A 24,425-nucleotide genomic window follows, 5' to 3' on the forward strand; every position below is an offset into this window, starting at 1 on the left:
TGCCTGCACTGTAGAAAACCCGGGCACAATTGTTCTAATCAACCATCGCCCGGATTTACCCGCAGTGCCGCCCAACCCCCTTGCCGATCCGCAGCAGCCCAGCGACCTGCTGCTCTACCGCCTGGCCAAGCTCACTGCGTCGGCGGGCCGGCTGGTCACGCGGCTGTGCGAGCGGCATTACGGCATCACCCGGCGCGAATGGGGTGTGCTGATGTGGCTGGCGCGGCAGCCCGGGCTGCAGCCCTCGCAACTGGCCGATTTGCTGGAGCTGGACCGGGCCCGCATCTCGCGCGCCATTGCCTCGATGCAGGCCAAGGGCCTGCTGCACAAAGCGCCAGCGCTGGGCAACCGCCGCCGCGCTGCGCTGCAGCTGAGCCCCACTGGCCAGCGCCTGCACGACGAACTGCTGCCCCAGGTGCGGCGCATCAATACCGACCTGGTTGCTGCGCTCGATGCGGACGCAGTGGCCCAACTGGACCAGAGCTTGCACCGCCTGCAGCAGCAGGCCAACCGGGCCGTGCAAGCGGACGACAGCGATGCCGCTTTTCCGCCGCGCCAATCGGGCCACCGCCAAAACCATTTAGCTTAATTTCCACCGTCTTTGATCCATACCCCAGCCTGGCAAACCAGCATCCCTCCCCAGGCATCGGCAACTGCGCGACAATCCTTGCCCATGAGCACGACATTTGCACCGCTGACCAACGACACCTTCTTGCGCGCCTGCCGCCGCCAAGCCACCGACTACACGCCGCTGTGGCTGATGCGCCAGGCCGGCCGCTACCTGCCCGAGTACAAGGCCACGCGCGCACGCGCCGGCAGCTTTATGGGGCTGGCCACGAATGTGGACTACGCCACCGAGGTCACCTTGCAGCCGCTGGAGCGCTTTGCGCTCGATGCCGCCATCCTCTTCAGCGACATCCTGACGGTGCCCGATGCCATGGGCCTGGGCCTGTCGTTTGCCGAAGGTGAAGGCCCGCGCTTTGCCAAGGTGGTACGCGACGAGGCCGCCGTGCAGGCGCTGGCCGTGCCGGACATGGACAAGCTGCGCTATGTGTTTGATGCGGTGACCAGCATCCGCCGTGCGCTCGATGGCCGTGTGCCGCTGATCGGTTTCTCCGGCAGCCCCTGGACCTTGGCCTGTTACATGGTCGAAGGCAAGGGCAGCGATGACTACCGCCAGGTCAAGACGCTGATGTACAGCCGCCCCGACTTGATGCACCGCATCCTGGAGGTGAATGCCGACAGCGTGGCCGCCTACCTCAATGCCCAGATCGATGCCGGCTCGCAAGCGGTGATGATTTTTGACAGCTGGGGAGGTGTGCTGGCCGATGGCGCTTTCCAGCAGTTCAGCCTGGCCTACACCAAGCGCGTGCTCAGCCAGCTCAAGCGCACTGGCGTGGATGGCACTGACGTGCCGCGCATCGTGTTCACCAAGGGCGGCGGCATTTGGCTGCCCGAGATGCGCGCGCTGGACTGCGAAGTGCTGGGCCTCGATTGGACCGCCAACCTCGGCCAGGCCCGCGCCATCGTTGGCGGCGAAGCCGGCGGCCCCGGCAAGGCACTGCAAGGCAATATCGACCCCAATGTGCTGTTTGCGCCGCCCGAGCGCATTGCCGAGCAGGTGCGCCATGTGCTGGAGAGCTTTGGCACGCCGCACACCGACACCAGCCGCTCCGGCCCCACGCATATCTTCAACCTGGGCCATGGCATCAGCCAGTTCACCCCGCCCGAGCATGTGGCCGCACTGGTCGAGGCCGTGCACAGCCAGTCGCGTGCGATGCGCGCCTGAGCGCTGCGCCGCCATCCAAGCCAAAGCCCCGCATGCGGGGCTTTGTTCATGGTGCTGAAAGGGCTCAGGCTTGCGGCGGCCGGCTGGCCAGCGCCTGCAGCAAGTGCTCGGTGCACTGCACCATGCTCACATGCTGCTGGGCCTGGTCGGAAGGGCACAGGGCCGCCTCTGCATCGGGCTCCGCAGGGACGGACACCCAGTGCAGCCGCGCCCCCAGGCTGGCAGCCGCCTGCAGCAAGCCGGGGCTGCGGGCAATCACCGCGACCTTGCCGGCTTCCATGTTGAAGCGGTCCAGAATCTGGCGCAGCAGCGTGGCCTGGGCATCCAGGCAGTCGCAGTGGTCATCGGGCGGATGCGGGCAAAAGAACACCGCATCGACCTTGGCCCCGACGGTGGCCAGCTCCTTGTACATCTGGCGGTGGTAGTCGTTCAGCGCTGCACAGTCGTACAGGCCCCGGCCCAGACCGGGCTGGTTGGCCACCAGCACCACATGCCAGCCAGAGAGGTTGAGCCGGGCGATGCTGATAGCCGCGTCGGGCATGGTTTGCCAGTCCGCATGGCCCGTCAACTGGCCCCGCACCGGCAGACCCACAATACCGTCACGCTCGAGAATCGCAAGTTTCATCGCAGGCTCCCTCAGAAGGCAGGCTATCGGGCACACCGCCCTGCAGGGCGGCGGCCATCCAGCTTATCAGGCAGCGACCAGGCGCGACAGATCGGCAATGCGGTTCATGGCCTCATGCAAGGTCGCCAGCAGGCCCAGGCGGTTGGCCTTGAGCGCTGGGTCTTCGGCATTCACCATCACATGCTCAAAGAATGCGTCGACCGGTGTGCGCAAGGCTGCCAGGGTCTGCAGGCTGGCGGTGTAATCGCCTTCGGCAAACTGGGCATCGGCCTTGGGCGCGACGGCTTGCAGCGCGGCAAACAGGTCCTTCTCGGCTTGCTCTTGCAGCAGGGCTTCGTCCACGCGGGCGCGCACCGGGCCATCGGCCTTCTTCAGGATATTGCCCACGCGCTTGTTGGCAGCGGCCAGCGCCGGTGCCTCGGGCAGCGCGGCAAAGGCACGCACCGCTTCCAGGCGCTTTTGCACATCGGCCAGGCGCTGGGGGCGGTAGGCCAGCACGGCATCCACTTCCTGCGCGCCAAAGCCTTGCTCACGCAGGCTGCCGGCCAGGCGGTCGTAGATGAAGTCGGCCAGCGCAGCGCTGGCGTCTTCGATCTTGTCGCCAAAGGCGGGCAAGGTGCTGACCAGCAAGGTGTCCAGGTCCAGCGGCAGGTCCTTTTCGACCAGCATGCGGATGACGCCCAGCGCATGGCGGCGCAGCGCAAACGGGTCGCGGTCGCCGGTCGGCAGGTTGCCTATGCCGAACATGCCCACCAGGGTTTCAAGCTTGTCGGCCAGTGCCACGATCACGCCCACCTCGCCGCGTGGCAGCACATCGCCGGCAAAGCGCGGCTTGTAGTGGTCTTCAATGGCGTCGGCCACTGCGGCATCGAGCTGGTCGTTGAGCGCGTAGTAGCGGCCCATGGTGCCCTGCAGTTCAGGGAATTCGCCCACCATGTCGGTGATCAGGTCGGTCTTGGCCAGCATCGCGGCCTGGTCGACCTGCTTGCCCAGCGCCGTGGCGCCCAGCTGCTGCGCAATGCTCTTGGCAATCGCGCGCACGCGCTGCACCCGCTCACCCTGGGTGCCCAGCTTGTTGTGGTAGACCACCTTGTCCAGCGCTTCGACGCGCGAGGCCAGGGTTTTCTTGCGGTCCTGGTCAAAGAAGAACTTGGCATCGGCCAGGCGCGGGCGCACCACGCGCTCGTTGCCACCAGTCACTGCCGATGCATCGGCCGGGCTGATGTTGCTCACCACCAGGAACTGGTTGGTCAGCGCGCCATCGGCGGCCAGCAGCGGGAAGTACTTCTGGTTGGCCTTCATCGTCAGGATCAGGCACTCCTGCGGCACATCGAGAAACTCTTTCTCAAAGGCGCAGACCAGCACATGGGGGCGCTCGACCAGGGCCGTCACCTCGTCCAGCAGGGCTTCGTCGTCAATCGGCTTGACGCCGCCGCCCACGCGCTCGGCTGCGGCCTGCAGCTGGCGCACGATCTCGGCCTTGCGCTCGTCAAAGCTGGCAATCACCGCCCCTTGCTCGGCCAAGGTCTTGGCGTAGCTGTCGGCATCGGCAATCACCAGCGGATCGACCAAGGCTTCAAAGCGGTGGCCGTGCGTGGTGTTGCCCGCCTTCAGGCCCAGCGCCTCGATGGACAGCAGCACCTCGGTGCCGTGCAAGGCCACCAGGCCGTGGGCCGGGCGCACAAACTGCACGCTGCTCCAGCCGGGCAGCTCGCAGTTGCTCTCCAGCTGGTAGGTCATCACCTTGGGAATGGGCAGCTTGGCGATGCTCTCGGTCAGCGCCTTTTGCAGGCCTTCGGCCAGGCTGACGCCAGCGGCCGTGCTGTCATAGAACAGCGCTTCGGCCTTGCCGTCCTGGACCCGCTTGAGCTGCGGCACCACCGAGGCATCAGCACCCAGCGCGGCGAGCTTCTTGAGCAGCGCCGGCGTGGGCTGGCCGTCTGCCGACAGGCCGACGGCCACGGGCATCAGCTTTTGCGACACCTGCTTGTCGGCAGCGCGGGGCAGCACATGGGTGATCAGCGCGGCCAGGCGGCGCGGCGAGGCATAGGCCGTCAGCTGCGAGGCGTCCCCGGCCAGGCCCTGCGCGCGCAATTGCTGCAGCAGCACCTGGGCAAAGGCATCGCCCAGCTTTTTGAGCGCCTTGGGGGGCAGCTCTTCAACAAACAGTTCAACCAGAAGATTGGGAGAGGAAGTCATCAGGATTTCCGGGTATGGCGCAGCGCAAAGATCGACAGGCCCAGGGTCAGCAGCGGGAACCATACGTTGTAGAGTTCACTGACCAGGACCTGCACACCGCGCTGCGAGAAAAAGCGGTCAGCAGCAATGGGCGATACCGCAATCGGTCGCCAAGGGCTGAAAAAACGTTCGGCGCTCAAAGGCCACAACAGGGCAATGCCGCTGCCGCCGCTGGTCATCATGTCCAGCAAGGGGTGCGACAAGGTGCAGGCAAACACCCAGGCAAAGCCAGCCAGGCGCGACAACTTCCACCAGCGGGCCAGCCACAGCCCTATCAAGCCCATCAGCAGCGCAAACAAGGCCGTGTGGGTGATGCCACGGTGGGCCCAGATGCCACTGCCGGCGCTGCCAAACTGGTAGGGAATGCCATCAAAATCAGGCGCAATCGCGGCCAGCGCCCCCACCAGCAGCATGCTGGGCGGCACACGGCGGCTGCCCAGCGCCAGCGCTGCGGCAACCGGTACGGCGACATGCGTGAAGATGGTGGGCATGGGCTGCGCCTGGGTGCTGCGGTTTAGGCCGCAGCCTTGGGCGGGATCTGCGCAACCCAGTCACGCGGCGCCATCGGGAAGCCCAGGCGCTCGCGGCTGTCGTAGTAGCTTTGCGCCACGGCGCGCGCGAGGTTGCGGATGCGGCCAATGTAGGCCGCCCGCTCGGTCACGCTGATGGCGCCACGCGCATCGAGCATATTGAAGGTGTGGCCGGCCTTGAGCACCTGCTCATAGGCGGGCAGCGCCAGTTGCTGCTCCATCAAGAGCTTGGCCTGCTTTTCATGGGCGCCAAAGGCCTGGAACAGAAACTCCGCATCGGAATGCTCGAAGTTGTAGGTGGACTGCTCCACCTCGTTTTGGTGGTACACGTCGCCGTAGGTCAGGCCATCGGTCCACTGCAGGTTGTAGACGTTGTCCACGCCCTGCAAATACATGGCCAGGCGCTCCAGACCGTAGGTGATCTCGCCAGTCGCCGGCTTGCAATCGATACCGCCCACCTGCTGGAAATAGGTGAACTGGGTCACTTCCATGCCGTTGAGCCAGACTTCCCAGCCCAGACCCCAGGCGCCCAGCGTTGGGTTTTCCCAGTCGTCTTCGACAAAGCGGATGTCGTTCTTCTTCAGGTCAAAGCCCAGCGCAGTGAGCGAGCCCAGATACAGATCGAGGATATTGGCCGGCGCGGGCTTGAGCACCACCTGGAACTGGTAGTAGTGCTGCAGGCGGTTGGGGTTCTCGCCGTAGCGACCATCCTTGGGGCGGCGGCTGGGCTGCACATAGGCGGCTTTCCAGGGCTCGGGGCCAATGGCGCGCAAGAAGGTGGCGGTGTGCGAGGTTCCTGCACCCACCTCCATGTCATAAGGTTGCAATAGTGCGCAGCCCTGGTCGGCCCAGTACTGCTGCAGCTTCAAAATGATTTGTTGGAAATTCAACATGGAGAGTCTGGTGGTGGACGCAGCCTGCTGCCAGTGCCCGCGATGGGCCGCACAGCAACAAGATCGGACTGCATGCATGCCTTGCTGCCTGTCTGCACCAGCAAAGCGGTCAAAACATTTGATTTTAGTGCTTTCAGCGGGGCCATGGGCGGCGATAACCGCGCATGCCAAGGACAAGGCCGGCCCAGTGCCTTCGTCTGCCAGCAACAGCCTGCGTGGGCACCCCGCCTACCGGGCATCTGCGATCTCATTTTGATAGCAGTCCATCCGTATCCAGCAAGCAAAAGAAAAGCGCCCGAAGGCGCTTTGTCAGAGGGGATCCATGGGCTGGGCCCATTCAAGCCGCTTCCCAGCGCTTGAGCACCAGGCAGGCATTGGTGCCGCCAAAGCCAAAGCTGTTGGACAGCACCTGCTTCAACTCCGCCACCCGTGCCTTGGTCACCAAGGGCATGTCGCCCAGGGCCGGATCCGGGTGGTCCACATTGGCCGAACCGGCAATGAAGCCCTTCATCAGCATGATCAGGCTGTAGATGGCCTCTTGCACGCCGGTCGCGCCTTGCGAATGGCCGGTCAGCGACTTGGTCGACGAGAACGGCGGGATACGGTCGCCAAACACCTTGCGGATCGCGTGCAGCTCGGGCACATCGCCCACCGGGGTGGAGGTGCCGTGGGTGTTGATGTAGTCGATCGGGATCGGCAGGCCTTCGATGGCCTGGGCCATGGCCGCCGCAGCCCCTTCGCCCGATGGCGCCACCATGTCTTCGCCATCCGACGAAATGCCAAAACCGACAATCTCGCCCAGGATGGTGGCGCCGCGTGCCTGGGCATGCTCCAGGCTCTCCAGCACCAGCGCGCCGCCGCCGCCAGCAATGACAAAACCATCGCGGTCGCTGTCATAGGGGCGCGAGGCCTTGGTCGGGTCGTCGTTGTACTTGCTGGACATCGCGCCCATGCCATCAAACAAGATGGCCAGGCCCCAGGACAGCTCTTCGCCGCCGCCGGCAAACATCACATCCTGCATGCCCCAGGAGATTTGCTGGGCGGCCGCACCCACGCAGTGCGCCGAGGTCGAGCAGGCCGAGGTGATCGAGTAGTTGATGCCCTTGATCTTGAAATTGGTCGCCAGGTTGGCCGAGACCGTCGAGCCCATGCAACGCGTGACCTGGTAAGGCCCCACGCGGCGAATGCCTTTTTCACGCAAGGTGTCGGCAGCCTCTATCTGATGGGCGGGCGATCCACCGCCCGAGCCCATGATCAATCCGGTACGCGGGTGGCTGATTTGTTCGGGTGACAGGCCTGCCTGGGCAATGGCTTGCTGTAAGGAAATCTGGGCGTAGGCCGCAGCATCTCCCATGAAGCGCAATTGCTTGCGATCAATGAAATCTTCTACATTGATGCGCGGAATGCCCGCGACCTGACTGCGCAGGCCCATTTCCTTGAACACCGGCATATGGTCGATACCGGAGCGGCCTTCGCGCAGCGAAGTCTCCACGGCCTCCAACCCCACACCGATACAGGAGACGATGCCGGCCCCTGTAATAACCACCCGACGCTTCATGCTGCGTTTTCCTTGCCGTCGCCTTCACGCAGGAACAACCCCACGCGCAGGTCGTTGGCGACATAGATTTCCTTGCCGTCAGCGAGCAACCGCGCATCGCCAATGGCCATGTTCAATTTGCGCTTGATCACCCGCTTGATGTCGATTTCGTAGGTTACCAGCTTCACGTCGGGGCCGACTTCGCCGGTGAACTTAACCTCACCGGCGCCCAGGGCGCGGCCGCGACCTGGCAGGCGCAGCCAAGTCAGGTAAAAGCCGATCAGCTGCCACATGGCGTCCAGGCCCAGGCAACCGGGCATCACGGGATCGCCCTGGAAGTGGCATTTGAAGAACCACAGATCGGGGTTCACGTCCAACTCAGCGACAATTTTTCCCAGTCCGTGCGAGCCACCGTTTTCGTCAATTTCGGTGATGCGGTCGAACATCAGCATCGGCGGCAGTGGCAGGCGGCCACTTTCGGGGGTAAACAACTTGCCCTCACCCGAGGCGATCAGTTGTTCATAGGAAAAAGATTCAGCCATTGTCAGTCCAACTTCTGGTGGCGGTCACTCCGCCGCATTTCTCTGATGGTGCCAGGCACCACTACCTGCAGCTATGCATTATCGTGCTTATCGGCCCAGCCGTGCGCGACAAAGCCGTGGACTGCGCTGTGCTTTGTGGGCCAGATTTGGCCTTTATGCGTTTTTTAACAGCATTTACATTTGTGTTTACCGGGCCATGGGCTGGCCATCCGTGCCGCCAGCACCCACCATGCAGATGCCTTCTGCCGGCAACCTGCCTGTTAAACACGGCAACTGCGCAGCCGCTTAGCCTCGGCGCTGCCGCGGACGCATCCAGGCCAGCAGCAACACCAGCAAGCCAAGACCCCACAGCGGCCACAGGCCCCAGCGGCCCGCCCACTGGGCAAACCAGGTGGGCGTTGCATCCACGCCTTGCACCTGCGCCAGCAACACCCCCCGGCTTTGGTGGGGCAAGGCCTGTTGTACCCGGCCATCGCGGTCAATCACAGCCGTCGCGCCGGTATTGGTGGCCCGGATCATGGGCCGCGCCAGCTCCAGGCTGCGCATGCGGCTGATCTGCAAATGCTGGTCGATGGCAATCGAGTTGCCAAACCAGGCGATGTTGCTGGCATTGACCAGGATCGTCGGCGATTGCGCACTATCAACAAAGCGGCTAGCCAGCTCCTCGCCAAACAAATCCTCGTAGCAGATATTGGGGGCCCAGCGCTCGCCCGCCCAGCCCAAGGAAGGCTGGCTCATGCCGCCCCGGTTGAAATCGCCCAGCGGAATCTGCATCAAATCGGTGAACCAGCGGAACATCGGCGGAATGAATTCGCCAAACGGCACCAGGTGGTGCTTGTCGTAGCGGTAGGCCTCGGCGCTGCCGGGCACCAGGCCGAGCATGGAGTTGGTGTACCCCTGCTCAAAATCGCCCAAGGGCACGCCAATCAGCGCCGCCTGCTGGCCGCTGGCAAAGCGCTGCTGCAGATCCTGCCAGTAGCCATGCGGCGTCTGCTGCAGCAGCACCGGGATAGCGGTCTCCGGCGCAATCACCATGTCCGCCTGGCTTTGCTGCAGCTGCTGCGCATACCAGGCCAGGGCCATCGGGATGCCCGAGCTGGCCTGGAACTTCTCGCCCTGCGAGATATTGCCTTGCAGCAAGGCCACCGACACCGGCGGGTTGGGCGTTGCAGCCACCGAGGCCTGGGGCAGGCGCTGGGCCAGCCCCACCACAACCGCCACCACCACCAGGGCGACATAGCCGGGCCAGCGCGCGGCATGCGCGCCGCGCAAACCCGCCAGCCACATGGCGCCTGCCGATGCGACGGCACCAATGCCATAGACCCCGATCCAGGGCGCCAGGCCTGCAAGCGGCCCATCCACATGGGCATAGCCGCCCGCGCCCCAGGGGAAACCGGTCCACCACTGGCCGCGCGCCAACTCGGCCAGCAGCCAGAGCGCGGCAAACAGCAGCACGGCGCCCGCCAGGCGCTCACCCCGCCAGGCCACGAACAGGCCGCAGACAGCGGCGTAGTACAGCGCCAAAAAGGCGGCCAACGCAAAGACGGCCAGCACAGCCAAAGGCGCCGGCAGGCCGCCATAGGTGTGCATGGAGATAAACAGCCACCAGAAGGTGGCGCAGAGCCAGGCGCAGGCAAAAATCCAACCGATCAGCACCCCATGCCAGGCGCGCTGCACGCGCGTCAGCGCAGCGGGCAGCACCGCCAAGGACAGGATTTGCAGCCACCACAGCGGCTGGCCATAGCGGCCCGGGAAGCCGTCCGTCTGCCAGGGCCATGCCAGGGACCAGGCTTGCAGTACCCCGGCCAGGATCGCCATACAGGCCCACAGCCAGGGAAAGCGGCGGGGTGACTCATAGAGTGAATAAGAAGAATAGGAAGCGGGCACAGGTCAATCAGGTTTGGCAGGGAGAACCACCGCGCGCTCTTCAGGCGCAGCCGCTGGGCGCACTATACGCGATCCCCTTCTGGCCCTGGCGCAGCCAACGGCGCGGCGCGGCTATCTGAAGCAAACAACGGCAACAGTCGATAGAAATAAACAAATGCGGTAATTTTGCGACAAAGGAAAATGCATTTGAGAACAGTTATCGATTGCAATATAAAATTACAAACAAGTTATCCGCCCCCTTCGTCCAACCTCCTTCCCTGACCGCACCATGCCCTACGCACGCTATACGCCGGTGGTCCACGCAGTTCTGCTGGCCATCGGCGCCACCGGCTTTACCGCCCCTGTTCTGGCCCAGACCGCTGAGAAGACCGACGCCGCCAGCACCACCTTGGAGACCGTGACGGTCATCGGCTCGGTGGACGACCTGCAAAGCCTGGACTTCTACGCCCCCAACTCCAGCGCGGTGCTGCGCAAGAATGAGATCGATGCGCTGGGCGCACGCAAGCTCGACCAGGCCCTGCAGTACCAGGCCGGCGTGCTCAGCGAGCCCTTTGGCGCGGACAACAAGGTCGAGTGGTTCAAGATTCGCGGCTTTGATGCCTCGGTGTCGCTGGATGGCACCCCCACCTCGCCCAATGGCTACTTTGTCTGGAAGCCCGAAGTCTTTGGTCTGGAAACGGTCGAAGTCGTCAAAGGTGCCAACTCGCTGATCTTTGGCGCCTCGGAAAGCGGCGGCATCGTCAACCTGGTGACCAAGCGCCCGCACAAAGAACGCGCACTGCAGCTGAACACCGAAGTGGGCAACCAAAAGCGTTTGGGTGCCAGCGTCGACTACAACGACATTGCCAACAGCGATGGCACCGTGTACTACCGCTTCGTGGCGCAGGCGCGCCGCGAGGACGGCCAGCAGCGCGAAACCAATATGAAGAGCTACTACCTGGCGCCCAGCGTCACGATGGAGTTCACACCCCAAACCTCGCTGACCTTGCTGGGCAGCGTGCAGCGCGAAGATGGCCGCCCCACCAACGGCTTCCTGCCCGCCTACGGCACCATCACCGACACGCCCTACGGCCGCATTGACCGCCGCCTCAACGCTGGCGAGCCCGGTGTGGACCACCTCAAGCGCACCCAGTCCAGCCTGGGCTGGTTGCTGAGCCACCAGATCAACAGCGACTGGAAGTTCACGCAGAACTACAAGTACACCCACCTCGATCTGGACCAGGTCAACACCTTTGCCTATGGCTCGGACAATGACCGCACGCTCGCGCGTGGCTACACCTACACCGATGGCAGCTCCAAGAGCCATTACCTGGACAACCGCATCAGCGGCAAGATCAAGCTGTCTGACAGCATCCAGCTGCGGCCTACCTTCGGTATCGACTACCTCAAGTCCGACACCGATGGCCTGAACAACGGCTTTGGCTTTGTGCCGGGTCTGGACATGTTCAACCCCGTCTATGGCGCGCCTTTCGACATCACCGGCACGCCTTATGGCCTGCACTCCAAGCAGTGGGGCGCTTACGCCTCCACCCAGCTGCGCGTGGGCAGCCACTGGAACTTCAATGCCGGCATCCGCCATGACAGCGCCAAGAACACCGGCTCGGTCAGCGGCTCCGACGCCGCCTACGATGTGAGCAAGAACAGCGTCAATCTGGGCGCGATGTACATCACCGACTTCGGTGTCTCGCCCTACATCAGCTATTCGGAATCCTTCAAGCCCATCGCCGGCGTGGACAGCCAAGGCACGGCCTACAAGCCCTACGAAGGCAAGCAAAGCGAAGTGGGTCTGAAGATGGAGCCCTCCTGGCTCAACGGCACCCTGACCTTGGCCTACTTCGATGTGAAGGAAAAGAACGCGCTGATCTCGGACGCCTCCAACATCCAGTCGCAATCGGGCAAGCGCACCAACAAGGGCGTGGAGCTGCAGGGCGACTTCAAGCTGGGCGCGGCCACTGCTATCAAGGCGGCCTACACGCACAACAACTCCAAGCAGGACATCTCCACCAGCCAGACGGTGCGCACACCGCTGATTCCGGACAACCAGGTCAGCCTGTGGCTGAGCCACAGCCTGAGCCTGGCCAACAGCCAGAAGCTGACCGTGGCTGCCGGCGCCCGCTACAACGGCCAGACCGAAGACCAGCGCTACAGCCCCGGCAAGCGCATCTCCGGCTACACCTTGCTGGACCTGATGGTGCGCTACGACCTGAGCCGCGAATGGGCGCTGCAGCTCAATGCCCGCAACCTGACCGACAAGACCTATGTCAGCGGCTGTGACTTCTACTGCTACTACGGCGGTGGCCGCACGGTGGATGTGCAACTGCAGTACCAGTGGAAATAAGCAGCTTGTGGCAAGCGCTGCGGACAGCTTCTGCAGCGCTTGATGCACGCTTCTGTGGGACCCCACCTCCATGACGACCTCTTCCGGCAGCACCGCCCTGCCTGCCGCCGACACCGGGCCCGCACAGTGGTCCATCCGGGCTTTGCTGACCGTCGTGTTCCTGGGCCTCACCGCCGGGGTGCAGATGAGCGACTATGGCCTGCAGGCCATCTCGCTGTCGGCCATCCAGAAAAGCTTTGCCATCAGTGATGCCGCCATCGGCGCGCTGCAAGGCCTGGCGGGCGTGCTGGTGGGCAGTGCGCTCGCCATTCCGCTGGCCCGGTTTGCCGACCGCTTCTCGCGCAAGCGGGTGCTGCTGTGCCTGATTGCCGCCTCCACGGCGATGATGGTGCTCAGCGCGCTGGCGCCCAACTTCCCGCTGTTTTTTCTCGGCCGCTCGGCCGCCGGCATCACCGAGTTTGCGATGGTGCCGCTGGTCTACTCGATGATTCCGGACCTGGCCCCCCAGCGCCACCGCGTGCTGGCCAACCTGGGCTTTGCCGCGCTGGTCTCCAGCGGCGCCAGCGCCGGCTTTTATTTTTCGGGCGCTATCCAGAGCACGGCGGTCGCGCTGATTCCGGGCGATATGGATGCCTGGCGCAAGGCCTTCTTGCTGCTCTCCGTCGCCGGCCTGCCCTTGCTGCTGGCAGGTTTCTTTACCGCCGATCCCGCCCGCCACATCGCCAGCAGCGATGGCGCCAGCGGTGCCTCGCTGCGCCAGTTCCTGCGCCTGCGCTGGCAGTCCGTGGCGCTGTTTGTCGGCATCGCCGGCAGCCTGATGGTTGCCGTACAAGGCCTCAACCAGCTGATCGCCCTGGCGCTGGAGCGGCGCTTTGAGGCCACGCCCGCCCATATTGGCGAGGTGATGGGCCCGATCCTGCTGGTCAGCACCCTGGGCTGCCTGCCCGTGGTGGCCTGGCTGGACCGTTGGCTGGCCCGGCGTCTGGGCCAGGCGGTGCGCCCGCTCATCATGGGCGTCTGCGCGCTGCTGGCTGTTCCGGCGGTGCTGATGCTGTTCTCCACCGCCTCGCTGCCGCAGGCTTTTGTGGTGGTGGGTCTCTTCCTCTTTATCACCTGCACCGCCAATGCGCTGGTGCCCACCATGCTGCAGGACCTGGCGCCCGCAGCGCTGCGCGCGCGCATCTTTGCGCTGTGGAGCTTTGTGGTCTCAGTGTTCAGCGCCCTGGGCCCGCTGCTGGCGGGCTTTATCTCCACCTGGGTGGTGCAGGGCCATTTGCTCAGTGCCATCACGGTCACCGCCGTGCCAGCGCTGCTGGTATCAGCCTGGTGCGCCTGGGGACTGTTTCAGCGCAGCCGCCCCCAGGCAGCGCTGCAACGCTAAACCGCTGGCGGTTTGCCGGCCGTGGCGCAGTGCTGCGCAAAGGCCCACAGGCGCGCGGCCTGGCCCAACACGCTCTCCTGCTGGTCGCTTTCCTGGTGGCCGCTGTCCGGGTTCAGCAGCAACAAGGCAGGCGCCGCGCTGGTGGAGCGGCGGCGCACATTGGCCAGCAGCTTGGCGGGCTCCCAGTAGGGCACCCGATCATCCTTGAGTCCAGCTGTGCACAGCAGCGGCGGGTAGGCCGCCTCGCGCACGTTCTCGTAGGGCGACAGCGCCGCGATGTAGTCATAGGCGACCGGGTCGGCCAGCGGGTCGCCCCAGTCCGGCCGCAGCAGCGGAACCAGCGGGTGGTCGGCATCGCTCATGGTGTTGAGCATGTCCACAAAGGGCACCTGCGCAATCACGCCGGCCCATTGCTGGGGCTGCATGTTCATGGCACCACTCACCAACAGGCCACCGGCCGATATGCCATGCGCCACCGTCTGCTGCGAGGTGGTGTAGCCCAGCTGCTGCAGATGCAGCGCGCAGGCGATGAAGTCGGTCATCGAGTTGCGCTTGTGCGCGCGGCAACCGCCCTGGTACCAGTCATGGCCCTTTTCCGAGCCGCCACGCACATGGGCAATCGCATAGCGGTAGCCGGCATCGACCCAGGCCAGCGCGGGCAGCGAAAAAGAGGCCTCGTGCGCGATGCCGTAAGCGCCATAGCCCGTCAGCAGCAGCGGCTGGGGCTGGCTGCTATCGATATCCTTGCGCGAGAGCACCGTCAGCGGCACCCATTGGCCGTCGTCCGCGCGCGCCTGCAGGCGCTCGATGCGGTAGTTCGTCGTATCCAACCCGCTCCAGGTTTCGCGCCCCATCTCGGTCATCTGGCCATCGGCCAGGCGGATGTCCAGCCAGCGCGGCGGCTGGGCCGGTGTCTGGTGCTTCAGGCGCACATGGCTGGCATCCCAGTGCTGGCCGGGCAGCAGCTCCAGCGTGTAGGCCGGCTCGTCAAAGCGGATCGTGGTTTCTGCCCCGTCGCGCTGCAGCAGCACCAGCTGGTGCAGCCCGTCGACGCGCTCCAGCCGCACCAAGGTGCTGGCAAAGGGCTGCATCTTGATGATGGGCACGCCAAGGCGGTGGGCGGCCAGGGTTTGCTGGGGCTGCAGGTGCTCGGGGTCCAGCCGCAGAATCTGCCGGTCAGTGGCGCCCCCGGCATTGGTCAGCGCCACCAGGCTGCCATTCCATTCATTGACCTCGTAGCGGATGCCGCGCTCGCGCGGGCGCAGCAGCCGGGGCGCCGCATGCTCCTGGCCAGCGGCGATCAGGCGGACCTCGCTGGTGTCCGGCCCGAACAGGCTCAGCACCACAAAGCCATTGGCCGCCGTGCGCGCCACGCGCATAAAGAGCGCCGGGTCGGTCTCCTCATGCACCAGCACCGGCTGCCCGCCCTGCAGCGCGCTGCGGTACAGGCGCGAAGGCCGGCTGTGCGCGTCGCGCCAGATCCAGAACAGGTCTTGCGACGACGGCGAAAAGGTCAGCCCGCCATAGCCAAAGGCGTCCTCGGTCACCAGCACCTGGGTTGTGCCCGTGTGGGTGTCGAGCACGCAGATGCGATGCCGATCGTTGCCGATCAGGTCTTCCGCCCAGGCGTAGTAGCGCTCATCGGGGCTGGCCTGGTGGTCGGTGGCGCGGTAGTAGACATGGCCTTGCGATTGCACGGCCTCATCGACCAGGGTCTGCACCCGGCCATCCGAATGGCGGCGCACAAACACGCGCTGGCCGCCCGCCCCGGGCTGGCTGCTGTAAGCCCAGCCTTGCAGCGCGGCGGGCGGCGCCAGCGCGGTGCTGCAGACATGGGCGGCCATCGCATCGTAAAAGCGCTGCGCCGATGGGGCCAGCGGCGCCAGCATCTGCGCCGCATAGTCGCGCTCAGCCTGCAGCAGGCTGCCCAAGGGCTCGGGCAGGTTGTCCATCGTGCGTGTGCCGGTCTCGGGCACGTACTTCAGCCAGGCAAAGTCATCATTGCGCCGGCGGCCCAGCTGTTCAATCCAGTGGTCTTGGGGCTCGGCATGGGGGGCGTTGATGGCCGGCCAAACCGGCTGGGCTGCGCCGGATGCGTCTGCCGGGGTGGGGGCTTGTGGGGATGTGGGCATGGATCAGCATTTTAGGGAGGCTTGGCAGCACCGTCAGCCTGAGGGCCGAACGCTTGCCCGCTGCGGGCCCTGCCGGAAGCGCCCCTAAAAAAATGGCAGTGAATCCGGGATTCACTGCCATGGGGGCATCGGTGGCGATAGGCCGGCACCCAGCTGGCCTGGCCGTCCTCAGGCGTCCGCTGCAGGGTCCGACACCGGCGCAGCCCGCTGCACGCGGAACCAGCGCACGGCGCCGCCCTTGGTCAGCAGCACCTCAAAGTGCAGGCCGCCCAGCATGATGTGGGCGCCGCGCTTGGGCACATGGCCCAGCTCATGGGCAATCAGGCCGCCAATGGTCTCAAAAGATTCATCGGGGTCACTGCTCTCCAGCACCACGTTGAACTCGTCGGCCACCCGCTCGACGGGCGTGTCGCCCGAGATGCGGAAGGTGTCATCGGCCAGCGCAAAGATGTCGCCCTCGTCTTCGGGCAGATCGAACTCGTCCTCGATCTCGCCCACGATCTGTTCGAGCACATCCTCGATGGTGACCAGGCCCGCCACACGCCCGAACTCATCGATGACGATGGCCAGGTGGTTGCGGTTGCCACGGAACTCACGCAGCAGGTCGTTGAGGCCCTTGCTCTCGGGCACAAACACCGCCGGGCGCAGCAGCGCACGCAGATTGAGTTGGGGGGAGCGTTGGAGCTTGAGCAAATCCTTGGCCATCAAGATGCCAATGATGTTTTCCTGCTCACCCTGGAACACCGGGAATCGCGAATGGGCGGTGTTGATGACGGTATGCAGCACCGACTCGTAGTCGGCCTCGATGTCCACCAGGTCCATGCGGGGGGCGGCAACCATCACGTCGCCAGCGGTCATGTCTTCCATTCGGATGACCCGCTCCAGCATCACGCGGGAGTCCGCGTTGATGACATCGTTGCTTTCGGCTTCCGCCAGGGTTTCGATCAACTCGTCCGCAGAGTCTGGGGCCGGGTGAATCAGTTCAGCGACCTTTTGAAAAAAGGTGCGTTTGTCTTCCTTGTCGGGGAAGCGCGAGGGATGGGGGTCTGACACTGTCGTGGAATGCAGGACGTGCGGTAGTGAAACAAGCAATCAGGATATCAAATTGCGGATTTCCTCCGAAATCGCTGCTGAATTCTTCAGCAGTTTTTCAGACGCCCCTCCTCCACCGTTCACTGGCCCGATTTGTGGCGGCCCTGCTGCACATCGCGCCGCACTTCCTGCACCGTGGACAGAAAATCCCAGAACTGGCGCGCCTGCTTTTTGAACTGGTAGTCCATCTCGCCCATCTGGTCCTCGACCAGGTCAGCCATGCGCGTGTCAAAGCCGGCGGGCGGCAGCTTCAGATAGGCCTCGGATTCCGAGCCATCGCGCTCCACCGTGGCGCCAGCCTTGCGGGCGATTTTCAGCATCGCGGTGTTCTCGGACAGGGCGTGGATGAACAGCATCTGCACCCCTTTGGTGCGGGCATCCATGGCCGCACGCTCGAACAAGCGGCTGCCCAGACCCTTGCCGCGCCCTGTTTTGAGCACAGAAACGCCAAACTCGGCGCAGCTGGCCATGTTAGACGACGGCGGCGCGTAGGCCACATGGGCCATGGCGATCAGCTTGAGGTGGCGGTTGTAGATGCCAAAGATCTCGTCGCGCTCGAAGTTGAGGCTGTCCACATAGCGCTCGATCTGCGCATCGCTGGCCTGGTAGCCAAAGCGCAAATAGCGGTCCTGCGCATCGAGGCCCTGCAGATGGGCGAGGATGCGCGGGCGGTGACGCTCACTGAGGGCGCGGATGGGAACCATAGAGGCAGAAGGTCGGGGCTTCTTGCCGTCTGGGGAAGTTTTGCTGTCGCCCAAGCGGCCAAAGAAGGGGAAAAACGCCATCATGCCGTTGGCAACGGATGAAGGGAACCATTCTTTAGTCGTGATCATAGGGCGAATATACGGGTTAACCCGTGCATTATCAATCATGCTGCGATGCAGCATATTTCGTGCCTATGGCTTACCCTCAGCTTACAAAGGGTATTCAGCGCCCGTGCCCATGCGGCTTTGCGCCGCTAGTGGCCACTTTGCCATGCGGCTTTGAGGGCGTGCCGGTGGCGGCACGATCGCAGCGCCCTTTGCGCTGGCGCAAGCCTGAGGCGCTTTACACGCCGGGCAAAACCGGCAGCGCTGTGGTGAGCTTGACACGGTCCAGCACAAAGCTGGTCTTGCAGTCCTGCACCGCAGGGTGGCGCAGCAAGGTGTCCATCACAAAGCGGCTGTAGTGGGCCATGTCGGCAACCACCACCCGCAGCAGATAGTCCATATCGCCCGTCAAGGCCACGCATTCCACCACTTCGGGCCAGCTTTGCACGCTGGCGCGGAAGAGATCCAGCGGGTTGCGCTTGCTCGCCTCGGTGAACTTCTCCAGCCGCACATTCAGATACGCCGTCATCGACAGGCCCACCGCCTCGGGCTTGACCAGGGCCACATAGCGCTCGATGACGCCCACCTCTTCAAGCCGCTTGACCCGGCGCAGCACCGCGCTGGACGACAGGCCCACCTGCTCGCCCACGACGTCATAGGTCTCGCGGCCGTTGTGCTGCAGGCGCTGCAAAATGGCACGGTCGAGCTTGTCCAGCGGGTAGGCGGTGGTGGTCATAGAAGAGGCCTCAATGGTTTTTGCTGCACTGCAACAGCGCAACACAACAGGATGACGCAATTTTAATGCTTGGTTTTTGATACAAACACATAAAACAAGCTAAACCAGTGGGTAGGGCGTGATAAATCGCCAAAATGCTGCGCGTCAAGACCGGTACAGTGGATCCAAAGCAGCCAGCCCATGCTGGCGACACCCGAGACGATCCACAGGAGACCTGCGATGACAGCCGCCATCCCCCACCAGACCACCGAATTCACGACCTGGGACAACCCCATGGGCACCGATGGTTTCGAGTTCATTGAATATGCCGCGCCCGATCCGGTCGCCATGGGCAAGGTCTTTGAGGCCATGGGCTTCAAGCCGGTGGCGCGTCACCGCCACAAGAACGTCACCCTCTACCGCCAGGGCGAGATCAACTTCATCATCAACGCCGAGCCTGACAGCTTTGCCCAGCGCTTTGCCCGCCTGCACGGCCCCAGCGTCTGCGCCATCGCTTTCCGCGTGCAAGATGCCAAGGCCGCCTACGAGCGCGCGCTGGGCCTGGGTGCCTGGGGCTATGCCGGCCAGGCCGGCCCGGGCGAGCTGAACATTCCCGCCATCAAGGGCATCGGCGACAGCCTGATTTATCTGGTGGACCGCTGGCGCGGCAAGAACGGTGCGCAAGCCGGTGATATCGGCAACATCGGCTTCTTCGATGTGGACTTTGAGCCGCTGCCCGGCATCAGCGCCCAAGAGGCCCTGAACCCCCACGGCCATGGCCTGACCTATATCGACCACCTGACCCACAACGTACACCGGGGCCGCATGGACGAGTGGGCCGGCTTTTACGAGCGCCTGTTCAACTTCCGCGAGATCAAGTACTTCGACATCGAAGGCCAGGTCACCGGCGTCAAGAGCAAGGCCATGACCAGCCCCTGCGGCAAGATTCGCATCCCCATCAATGAAGAGGGCAAGGAAAAGGCCGGCCAGATCCAGGAGTACCTGGACATGTACAACGGCGAAGGCATCCAGCACATTGCGATGGGCTCGGACAACCTCTACGAGACGGTGGACCAGTTGCGCGCCGGCGGCGTCAACCTGCTCGACACCATCGACACCTACTACGAGCTGGTGGACAAGCGCCTGCCTGACCACGGCGAAAACCTGGCCGAGCTGAAAAAGCGCAAGATCCTGATCGATGGCACCGGCCAAAAGCTGCTGCTGCAGATCTTCAGCGAGAACCAGCTGGGCCCCATCTTCTTCGAGTTCATCCAGCGCAAGGGCGACGACGGTTTTGGCAATGGCAACTTCAAGGCACTGTTCGAGAGCATTGAGCTCGATCAGATGCGCCGCGGAGTGCTATAGGAAAAATTGAACGGCCGCCGCTTTGATCTTCCTCAATTTGCCATGCGGCCTCTCTATACTCCGGAGCGATTTATCAATCTGGAAACAATTGTGAAACGCTCCGTCACCCTCGCCGCCGTCCTGTCTGGTTTCATGTTGGCTGCCAGCGCGCAAAACGCCAGCCAACCCCTGACCTTTGTGGTGCCCTACCCTGCCGGTGGCCCGCTGGATACCTCGGCCCATCTGCTGGCCCAGGGCGCACAAAAGCAGCTGGGCGCCATCACGGTGGCCAACAAACCCGGTGCCGGTGGCGCCACAGGTGCCGCCTTGGTGGCGCATGCCAAACCGCAGGAAAACATGGTGCTGATGGGCGCGGTGGCCACGCATGCCGTGCTGCCCCACCTGGGCAGCGCCGTGCAGTACGACGCACAAAAGGATTTCAAACCCCTTATCTTGGTGGCGCGCGTGCCCAACGTGCTGGTGATGAAAAAGAGCCGTGCGGACCAGCTGGGCATCAAGACCACCTCGGAGATGGTCGCCTACATCAAGGGCCACCCTGGCAGCCTGAAGATGGGCTCGGGCGGCAACGGCAGTATCGGCCACATCTCGGGCGAGATGCTCAAGTCGCTGGCTAACCTGCAAATGCCCAGCGTGCCTTACGCCGGTGCGGCACCCGCCCAAAAGGCGCTGCTCGGTGGCGAGATCGATGTGGTGTTTGACAACCTGGCCTCGGCCCTGCCGCTGGTCCAATCGGGCGAGTTGCTGGCTCTGGCGGTGACCACCTCGGACCGCAATGTGGCGCTGCCCCAAGTGCCCCCGGTGAACGAAGCAGTGCCGGGTTTTGACGTCGCCACCTGGTTTGGCGTATTTGCCCCCGCCAGCCTGCCCGACCAAGATGCGCAGAAGTACGCCTACTCGTTCCAGGCCGCACTGACCGACCCGCGCTTCAAGGCCGAGTACCTGAAGATGGGCATCGCCCCCGAAGACATGCGCCTCAAGGAGCTCTCGCACTTTGTCTCGCAAGAAGGACGCAAGTTTCAGTTTCTGATCAACACGATCAAGATCAAAGCCAACTGAGCGCCTGCAGACCACAGACTGCGGGTGCCCGGCTGGCTTCTATAACAAAGAAAGGAGCACAGCATGGGACAAGCACCCGTGGTTTATGGACAATCCGACCGGCCACCGCGCGGCGACTACAGCCGTGCGCAGGAAGACTACACCTGCGCACAGAACTACGCCGCCTACACCGAGGCCGACCACGACACCTACCGGCGCCTGTATGCGCGCCAAAAGGCCTTGCTGCCAGGGTTGGCCAGCCAGGCCTTCATCGACGCACTGCCCTCGCTGGGCGTCGAGGACCGCATCCCGCGTTTTGAAGACATCAACCAGCGCCTGCGCCAAGCCACCGGCTGGGAGATCGTCGCCGTCCCGGGCCTGATCCCGGAGGTGCCATTCTTCAGCCTGCTGGCCAACCGCAAATTTCCCGTCACCGACTGGATCCGCAAGCCCGAAGAGTTCGACTATGTGGTCGAGCCCGACATCTTCCACGACCTGTTCGGCCATGTGCCCTTGTTGTTCAACCCGGTGATTGCCGACTATGTGCAGCGCTACGGCCAAGGTGGCCTTAAGGCCGAGCGCCTGGGCGCCTGCGAGATGCTCAGCCGCCTGTACTGGTACACGATCGAGTTCGGCCTGATCCGTGAGCAGGGCGAGATCCGTGCCTATGGTGCAGGCATCCTCAGCTCATCGGGCGAGCTGCTGCACTCCGTCACCAGCCCCCTGCCCCAGCGCCTGCCGCTGTCCTTGGAGCGCACCATGCGCACCCGCTACAAGATCGACAGCTACCAGCAGACCTACTTCGTCATCGACGATTTCCAGCAGCTGTTTGACATGACCGAGGGCGATTTCACCCCCGTGTACGCCGCATTGCGCGGCCTGCCGGAGCTGGCCGCTGACGCGCCCGACTGATCGAGGGCGGCCCAGGCTCAGCGGTAGCGCTTGCCGGTGTGCGAGGGCAGCTCGGCAAACAATGCCTTGTACTCCTGCGCAAAGCGGCCAAAGTGCCAAAAGCCCCAGGCCAGGGCCGCATCAGAGACGCTGCTGCCTTGCTTGATCGCGCGGCGTGCACCATTGAGGCGCACGGCGCGCAGATAGCTTTGCGGCGAGATGCCCAGCACTTCCTGGAACGAGTACTGCAAGGCCCGGCGGCTCACCGCCAGGGCCTGGCACAGGTCCTCCACCGTCAACGTGCCATCGGCGCCAGTCGCCACCACCCGCTCCCGCGCCAAGCTGACGATATGCGCGCGCCGCTGGTAGGACAGCTGCTCATCGGCATCGCCCTCCACCCCGTCGCGCAGCACGGCGGCAATGGCGGCCAGCACATCGCCCGCCATCTCGTCCAGCTGCCGGGGCGGCAGGGCTTCGCGGGCGGTGGGTGCCAGGCAGTCCTGCATGTCGGCCAGCAGAATCGGCAGGCGCCAGCGCTCATGGGCAGAGACCGGCCGCAAATGCGGCTGCGCCAGCTGGGCCTGCAGCCGTTCGCGCTCGCAAGCCGTCAGGTAGGGATCGAGGCTGGCTTGGTCCACGACAAAGTCGATGATCTCCATGCCGCCCGGCGAGACAAACTCAAACGGGCCATCGCCCGAGAAAACAATCGCATGCCCCTCACCACAAGGGCGGTTGCAAAACATGGTGTTGCCCGGAATGCTGCGCGGCAGCCCAATGGCCAATTGCCCCGCACGCAAGGCACCGGTCTGGTGCAGTGCCTGGCTGGAAAACTCGCGCCAGGCCTGGATGGGCCCTAAATGCAGGCTGGTCACCCGGCCTTCAAAACTGCCGGCCGACAGCTGCTCGTAGCGCTGGTTCCAGCCCTGCAGCAAAGCTGCCTGCTCATCGACATCACAGGTCTGCGCTACCTGCGATGCCGGTGCGCCCAAGGCCAGGCTACCGCTCAGCGGTGGTGATGGACAAGGGGCGCTCAGGGGCATAAAGGCGCAGCGGCAGCGGTAGGCATACCGGCATGGTCATGCAAAAAGCGGACCAAGGTCAACCCAGCCTTCCCCTTAGCCAGATTTGCCGAAATCGGATAGAGTGCGGCCCGCATTCTTGCCACCATCAGGACCATGCATGCCAGACCGCATCCCAACACCGACAACGAGGTAGAACATGGCCGATAACGCAACGCAGACGGGCGGGAGTTCCGCGCACCCAAGCAATTATTTCGAGCAGCGCCAGCTCAAGCGTGGCGCAGCGGGCTGGCTGCTGCTGGTCGGCCTGGGCGTGGCCTATGTCATCTCGGGCGACTTCGCCGGCTGGAACTTCGGCCTCAAGACCGGTGGCTGGGGCGGCCTGCTGGTGGCCTCGGCACTGATGGCCACGATGTACACCTGCATGTGCTTTGCATTGGCTGAGCTGGCCACCATCGCCCCCACCGCCGGCGGCGGCTACGGCTTTGCCCGGCGCGCCTTTGGGCCCTGGGGCGGCTTTCTGTGCGGCGTCGCCATCTTGATGGAATACGCGATTGCCCCGGCGGCGATTGCCACCTTTATCGGCGCCTACTGCCAGTCGCTGTTCGGCATCGATGGCTGGATGGTCTACCTGGGCTTTTATGCCGTGTTTCTGGGCATCCACATCTATGGCGCGGGCGAGGCCCTGCGCCTGATTTTTGCCGTCACCGCGCTGGCAGTCGTTGCGCTCGTGGTCTTCATCGTCGCCATGGTGCCGCATTTCCAGGTCAGCAACCTGTTCGACATTGCGCCTACCGAGGCCTGGGGTGCCAGCAGCTTTCTGCCCTTTGGCTACATCGGCATCTGGGCCTGCATTCCCTATGGCATCTGGTTCTTTCTGGCGGTGGAAGGCGTGCCCCTGGCTGCCGAAGAAGCGCAGGACCCGCGCCGCGATCTGCCGCGCGGCTTGATCGGCGCCATCGTCGTGCTGGTGCTGTTCTGCGGACTGATCCTCGTGCTGGCACCGGGTGGGGCCGGCGCTGCGGCCTTGATGAACTCGGGCAACCCGCTGGTCGAAGCGCTGGAGTCCAGCAAGGTCCTGGGTGGTCCCACCTGGATCAGCCGCTTCGTCAACTTTGTCGGCCTGGCCGGGCTGATCGCCAGCTTCTTCTCGATCATCTACGGCTACTCGCGCCTGGTGTTTGCGATGTCCCGCGCGGGCTACCTGCCCCGGGGTTTATCCTTGACCACCCAGCGCAAGACCCCCTATCTGGCCTTGCTGGTGCCCGGCGCCATCGGCTTTGCGCTGTCCTTGACCGGCCAGGGCGATCTGCTGATCCTCGTTGCGGTGTTTGGCGCCACCATCTCCTACGTGATGATGATGGCCTCGCACATCTGGCTGCGCATCAAGGAGCCGAACCTGCCGCGCGCCTACCGCACGCCGGGGGGCGTGTTTACCTCGGGCATTGCGCTGGTGCTGGCCTGCATTGCCGTCGTGGCCGGCTTTCTGGTAGACCCTCGGGTGCTCATCGGTGCCGTCATCGTCTACGCTGTCTTCGTCGCCTACTTTGCGCTGTACAGCCGCCATCACTTGGTGGCGGACGCCCCCGGCGAGACAACACCCTGAC

The 24,425-nt window shown here is 64.1% G+C and carries 20 protein-coding genes; 8 read left to right on the forward strand and 12 right to left on the reverse strand.

Annotated features, from left to right (window positions below):
• Positions 1-64: 64 nt before the first annotated feature.
• A complete protein-coding gene (locus M2375_RS10610) occupies positions 65-589 on the forward strand; it encodes a MarR family winged helix-turn-helix transcriptional regulator (protein ID WP_259165878.1) in 525 nt (174 codons plus the stop codon).
• A gap of 84 nt (positions 590-673) precedes the next feature.
• Complete coding sequence (gene hemE, locus M2375_RS10615) at positions 674-1,789, forward strand: uroporphyrinogen decarboxylase (protein ID WP_259165880.1); 1,116 nt, start codon at positions 674-676, stop codon at positions 1,787-1,789.
• A 64-nt stretch (positions 1,790-1,853) separates the two neighbouring features.
• Here hemE and M2375_RS10620 read toward each other — a convergent pair whose 3' ends face one another.
• From M2375_RS10620 to lnt, 7 genes are all read right to left on the reverse strand, one after another.
• On the reverse strand, positions 1,854-2,414 hold the full coding sequence (locus tag M2375_RS10620) for a histidinol phosphate phosphatase (protein WP_259165881.1): 561 nt from the start codon (positions 2,412-2,414) through the stop codon (positions 1,854-1,856).
• Positions 2,415-2,480: 66 nt separating this feature from the next.
• Complete coding sequence (gene glyS, locus M2375_RS10625; RefSeq protein WP_259165884.1) at positions 2,481-4,613, reverse strand: glycine--tRNA ligase subunit beta; 2,133 nt, start codon at positions 4,611-4,613, stop codon at positions 2,481-2,483.
• Entirely contained in the window at positions 4,613-5,143 is a 531-nt protein-coding gene (locus M2375_RS10630) for a metal-dependent hydrolase (RefSeq protein WP_259165888.1), read from the reverse strand. Before M2375_RS10630 ends, glyS begins: the two co-directional genes overlap by 1 nt.
• 23 nt (positions 5,144-5,166) lie before the next feature.
• A complete protein-coding gene (glyQ, locus tag M2375_RS10635) occupies positions 5,167-6,075 on the reverse strand; it encodes a glycine--tRNA ligase subunit alpha (RefSeq protein ID WP_259165893.1) in 909 nt (302 codons plus the stop codon).
• A 337-nt stretch (positions 6,076-6,412) separates the two neighbouring features.
• Positions 6,413-7,633: a beta-ketoacyl-ACP synthase I gene (gene fabB, locus M2375_RS10640; RefSeq protein WP_259165894.1), complete on the reverse strand. Its 1,221-nt coding sequence runs from the start codon at positions 7,631-7,633 to the stop codon at positions 6,413-6,415.
• Complete coding sequence (fabA, locus tag M2375_RS10645; RefSeq protein WP_116926625.1) at positions 7,630-8,154, reverse strand: bifunctional 3-hydroxydecanoyl-ACP dehydratase/trans-2-decenoyl-ACP isomerase; 525 nt, start codon at positions 8,152-8,154, stop codon at positions 7,630-7,632. The genes fabB and fabA overlap by 4 nt, the downstream gene beginning before the upstream one ends.
• 285 nt (positions 8,155-8,439) lie before the next feature.
• Positions 8,440-10,041 carry an apolipoprotein N-acyltransferase gene (lnt, locus tag M2375_RS10650; RefSeq protein ID WP_404979306.1) on the reverse strand — a complete coding sequence of 534 codons (1,602 nt, stop codon included), beginning with the start codon at positions 10,039-10,041 and terminating at the stop codon, positions 8,440-8,442.
• Between the two features lie 268 nt (positions 10,042-10,309).
• Between lnt and M2375_RS10655 the strand changes: the two genes are divergently transcribed.
• On the forward strand, positions 10,310-12,379 hold the full coding sequence (locus tag M2375_RS10655) for a TonB-dependent siderophore receptor (protein ID WP_259165900.1): 2,070 nt from the start codon (positions 10,310-10,312) through the stop codon (positions 12,377-12,379).
• Between the two features lie 70 nt (positions 12,380-12,449).
• Positions 12,450-13,760, forward strand: a complete 1,311-nt coding sequence (locus M2375_RS10660) for an MFS transporter (protein ID WP_259165901.1) — start codon at positions 12,450-12,452, stop codon at positions 13,758-13,760.
• Here the strand turns inward: M2375_RS10660 and M2375_RS10665 are convergent.
• The 4 genes from M2375_RS10665 to M2375_RS10680 form a co-directional block, all read right to left on the reverse strand.
• Positions 13,757-15,892, reverse strand: coding sequence for a prolyl oligopeptidase family serine peptidase (locus M2375_RS10665; protein ID WP_259165902.1), 2,136 nt, complete (start codon positions 15,890-15,892; stop codon positions 13,757-13,759). The two genes, M2375_RS10660 and M2375_RS10665, sit on opposite strands and share 4 nt — an antisense overlap.
• 168 nt (positions 15,893-16,060) lie before the next feature.
• Entirely contained in the window at positions 16,061-16,945 is an 885-nt protein-coding gene (locus M2375_RS10670; RefSeq protein ID WP_116926628.1) for an HlyC/CorC family transporter, read from the reverse strand.
• Between the two features lie 119 nt (positions 16,946-17,064).
• A complete protein-coding gene (locus M2375_RS10675) occupies positions 17,065-17,688 on the reverse strand; it encodes a GNAT family N-acetyltransferase (protein ID WP_404979307.1) in 624 nt (207 codons plus the stop codon).
• 343 nt (positions 17,689-18,031) lie between these two features.
• Positions 18,032-18,529, reverse strand: a complete 498-nt coding sequence (locus M2375_RS10680) for an Lrp/AsnC family transcriptional regulator (RefSeq protein WP_259165908.1) — start codon at positions 18,527-18,529, stop codon at positions 18,032-18,034.
• A 219-nt stretch (positions 18,530-18,748) separates the two neighbouring features.
• Between M2375_RS10680 and hppD the strand changes: the two genes are divergently transcribed.
• From hppD to phhA, 3 genes are all read left to right on the forward strand, one after another.
• Positions 18,749-19,873 (forward strand): 4-hydroxyphenylpyruvate dioxygenase, encoded by a 1,125-nt coding sequence (gene hppD / locus M2375_RS10685; protein ID WP_259165910.1) that lies wholly within the window; start codon positions 18,749-18,751, stop codon positions 19,871-19,873.
• Positions 19,874-19,963: 90 nt separating this feature from the next.
• Positions 19,964-20,929 (forward strand): tripartite tricarboxylate transporter substrate binding protein, encoded by a 966-nt coding sequence (locus tag M2375_RS10690; protein WP_310473169.1) that lies wholly within the window; start codon positions 19,964-19,966, stop codon positions 20,927-20,929.
• A 63-nt stretch (positions 20,930-20,992) separates the two neighbouring features.
• Positions 20,993-21,820, forward strand: coding sequence for a phenylalanine 4-monooxygenase (gene phhA, locus M2375_RS10695; protein WP_259165913.1), 828 nt, complete (start codon positions 20,993-20,995; stop codon positions 21,818-21,820).
• 17 nt (positions 21,821-21,837) lie between these two features.
• On the opposite strand, the gene M2375_RS10700 is transcribed toward phhA, so the two are convergent.
• Complete coding sequence (locus M2375_RS10700; RefSeq protein ID WP_259165914.1) at positions 21,838-22,839, reverse strand: helix-turn-helix domain-containing protein; 1,002 nt, start codon at positions 22,837-22,839, stop codon at positions 21,838-21,840.
• Positions 22,840-23,017: 178 nt separating this feature from the next.
• On the opposite strand from M2375_RS10700, the gene eat reads away from it, so the two are divergent.
• Positions 23,018-24,424, forward strand: coding sequence for an ethanolamine permease (gene eat / locus M2375_RS10705; RefSeq protein ID WP_259165916.1), 1,407 nt, complete (start codon positions 23,018-23,020; stop codon positions 24,422-24,424).
• The last annotated feature ends 1 nt before the right edge of the window (position 24,425 follow it).

Origin of the sequence: Comamonas sp. BIGb0152 (assembly GCF_024809975.1) — a bacterium.
Taxonomy (GTDB): domain Bacteria; phylum Pseudomonadota; class Gammaproteobacteria; order Burkholderiales; family Burkholderiaceae_C; genus Comamonas.

What these genes read in the sequence shown, in the direction of transcription:
- M2375_RS10655 (WP_259165900.1), top strand. Translation starts at nt 10,310, where the DNA reads ATGCCCTACGCACGCTATACGCCGGTGGTCCACGCAGTTCTGCTGGCC.
- M2375_RS10680 (WP_259165908.1), bottom strand. Translation starts at nt 18,529, where the DNA reads ATGACCACCACCGCCTACCCGCTGGACAAGCTCGACCGTGCCATTTTG.
- M2375_RS10630 (WP_259165888.1), bottom strand. Translation starts at nt 5,143, where the DNA reads ATGCCCACCATCTTCACGCATGTCGCCGTACCGGTTGCCGCAGCGCTG.
- glyS (WP_259165884.1), bottom strand. Translation starts at nt 4,613, where the DNA reads ATGACTTCCTCTCCCAATCTTCTGGTTGAACTGTTTGTTGAAGAGCTG.
- M2375_RS10660 (WP_259165901.1), top strand. Translation starts at nt 12,450, where the DNA reads ATGACGACCTCTTCCGGCAGCACCGCCCTGCCTGCCGCCGACACCGGG.
- hemE (WP_259165880.1), top strand. Translation starts at nt 674, where the DNA reads ATGAGCACGACATTTGCACCGCTGACCAACGACACCTTCTTGCGCGCC.
- glyQ (WP_259165893.1), bottom strand. Translation starts at nt 6,075, where the DNA reads ATGTTGAATTTCCAACAAATCATTTTGAAGCTGCAGCAGTACTGGGCC.
- M2375_RS10700 (WP_259165914.1), bottom strand. Translation starts at nt 22,839, where the DNA reads ATGCCCCTGAGCGCCCCTTGTCCATCACCACCGCTGAGCGGTAGCCTG.
- M2375_RS10665 (WP_259165902.1), bottom strand. Translation starts at nt 15,892, where the DNA reads ATGCCCACATCCCCACAAGCCCCCACCCCGGCAGACGCATCCGGCGCA.
- fabA (WP_116926625.1), bottom strand. Translation starts at nt 8,154, where the DNA reads ATGGCTGAATCTTTTTCCTATGAACAACTGATCGCCTCGGGTGAGGGC.
- fabB (WP_259165894.1), bottom strand. Translation starts at nt 7,633, where the DNA reads ATGAAGCGTCGGGTGGTTATTACAGGGGCCGGCATCGTCTCCTGTATC.
- M2375_RS10620 (WP_259165881.1), bottom strand. Translation starts at nt 2,414, where the DNA reads ATGAAACTTGCGATTCTCGAGCGTGACGGTATTGTGGGTCTGCCGGTG.
- eat (WP_259165916.1), top strand. Translation starts at nt 23,018, where the DNA reads ATGGCCGATAACGCAACGCAGACGGGCGGGAGTTCCGCGCACCCAAGC.
- M2375_RS10675 (WP_404979307.1), bottom strand. Translation starts at nt 17,688, where the DNA reads ATGGTTCCCATCCGCGCCCTCAGTGAGCGTCACCGCCCGCGCATCCTC.
- hppD (WP_259165910.1), top strand. Translation starts at nt 18,749, where the DNA reads ATGACAGCCGCCATCCCCCACCAGACCACCGAATTCACGACCTGGGAC.
- phhA (WP_259165913.1), top strand. Translation starts at nt 20,993, where the DNA reads ATGGGACAAGCACCCGTGGTTTATGGACAATCCGACCGGCCACCGCGC.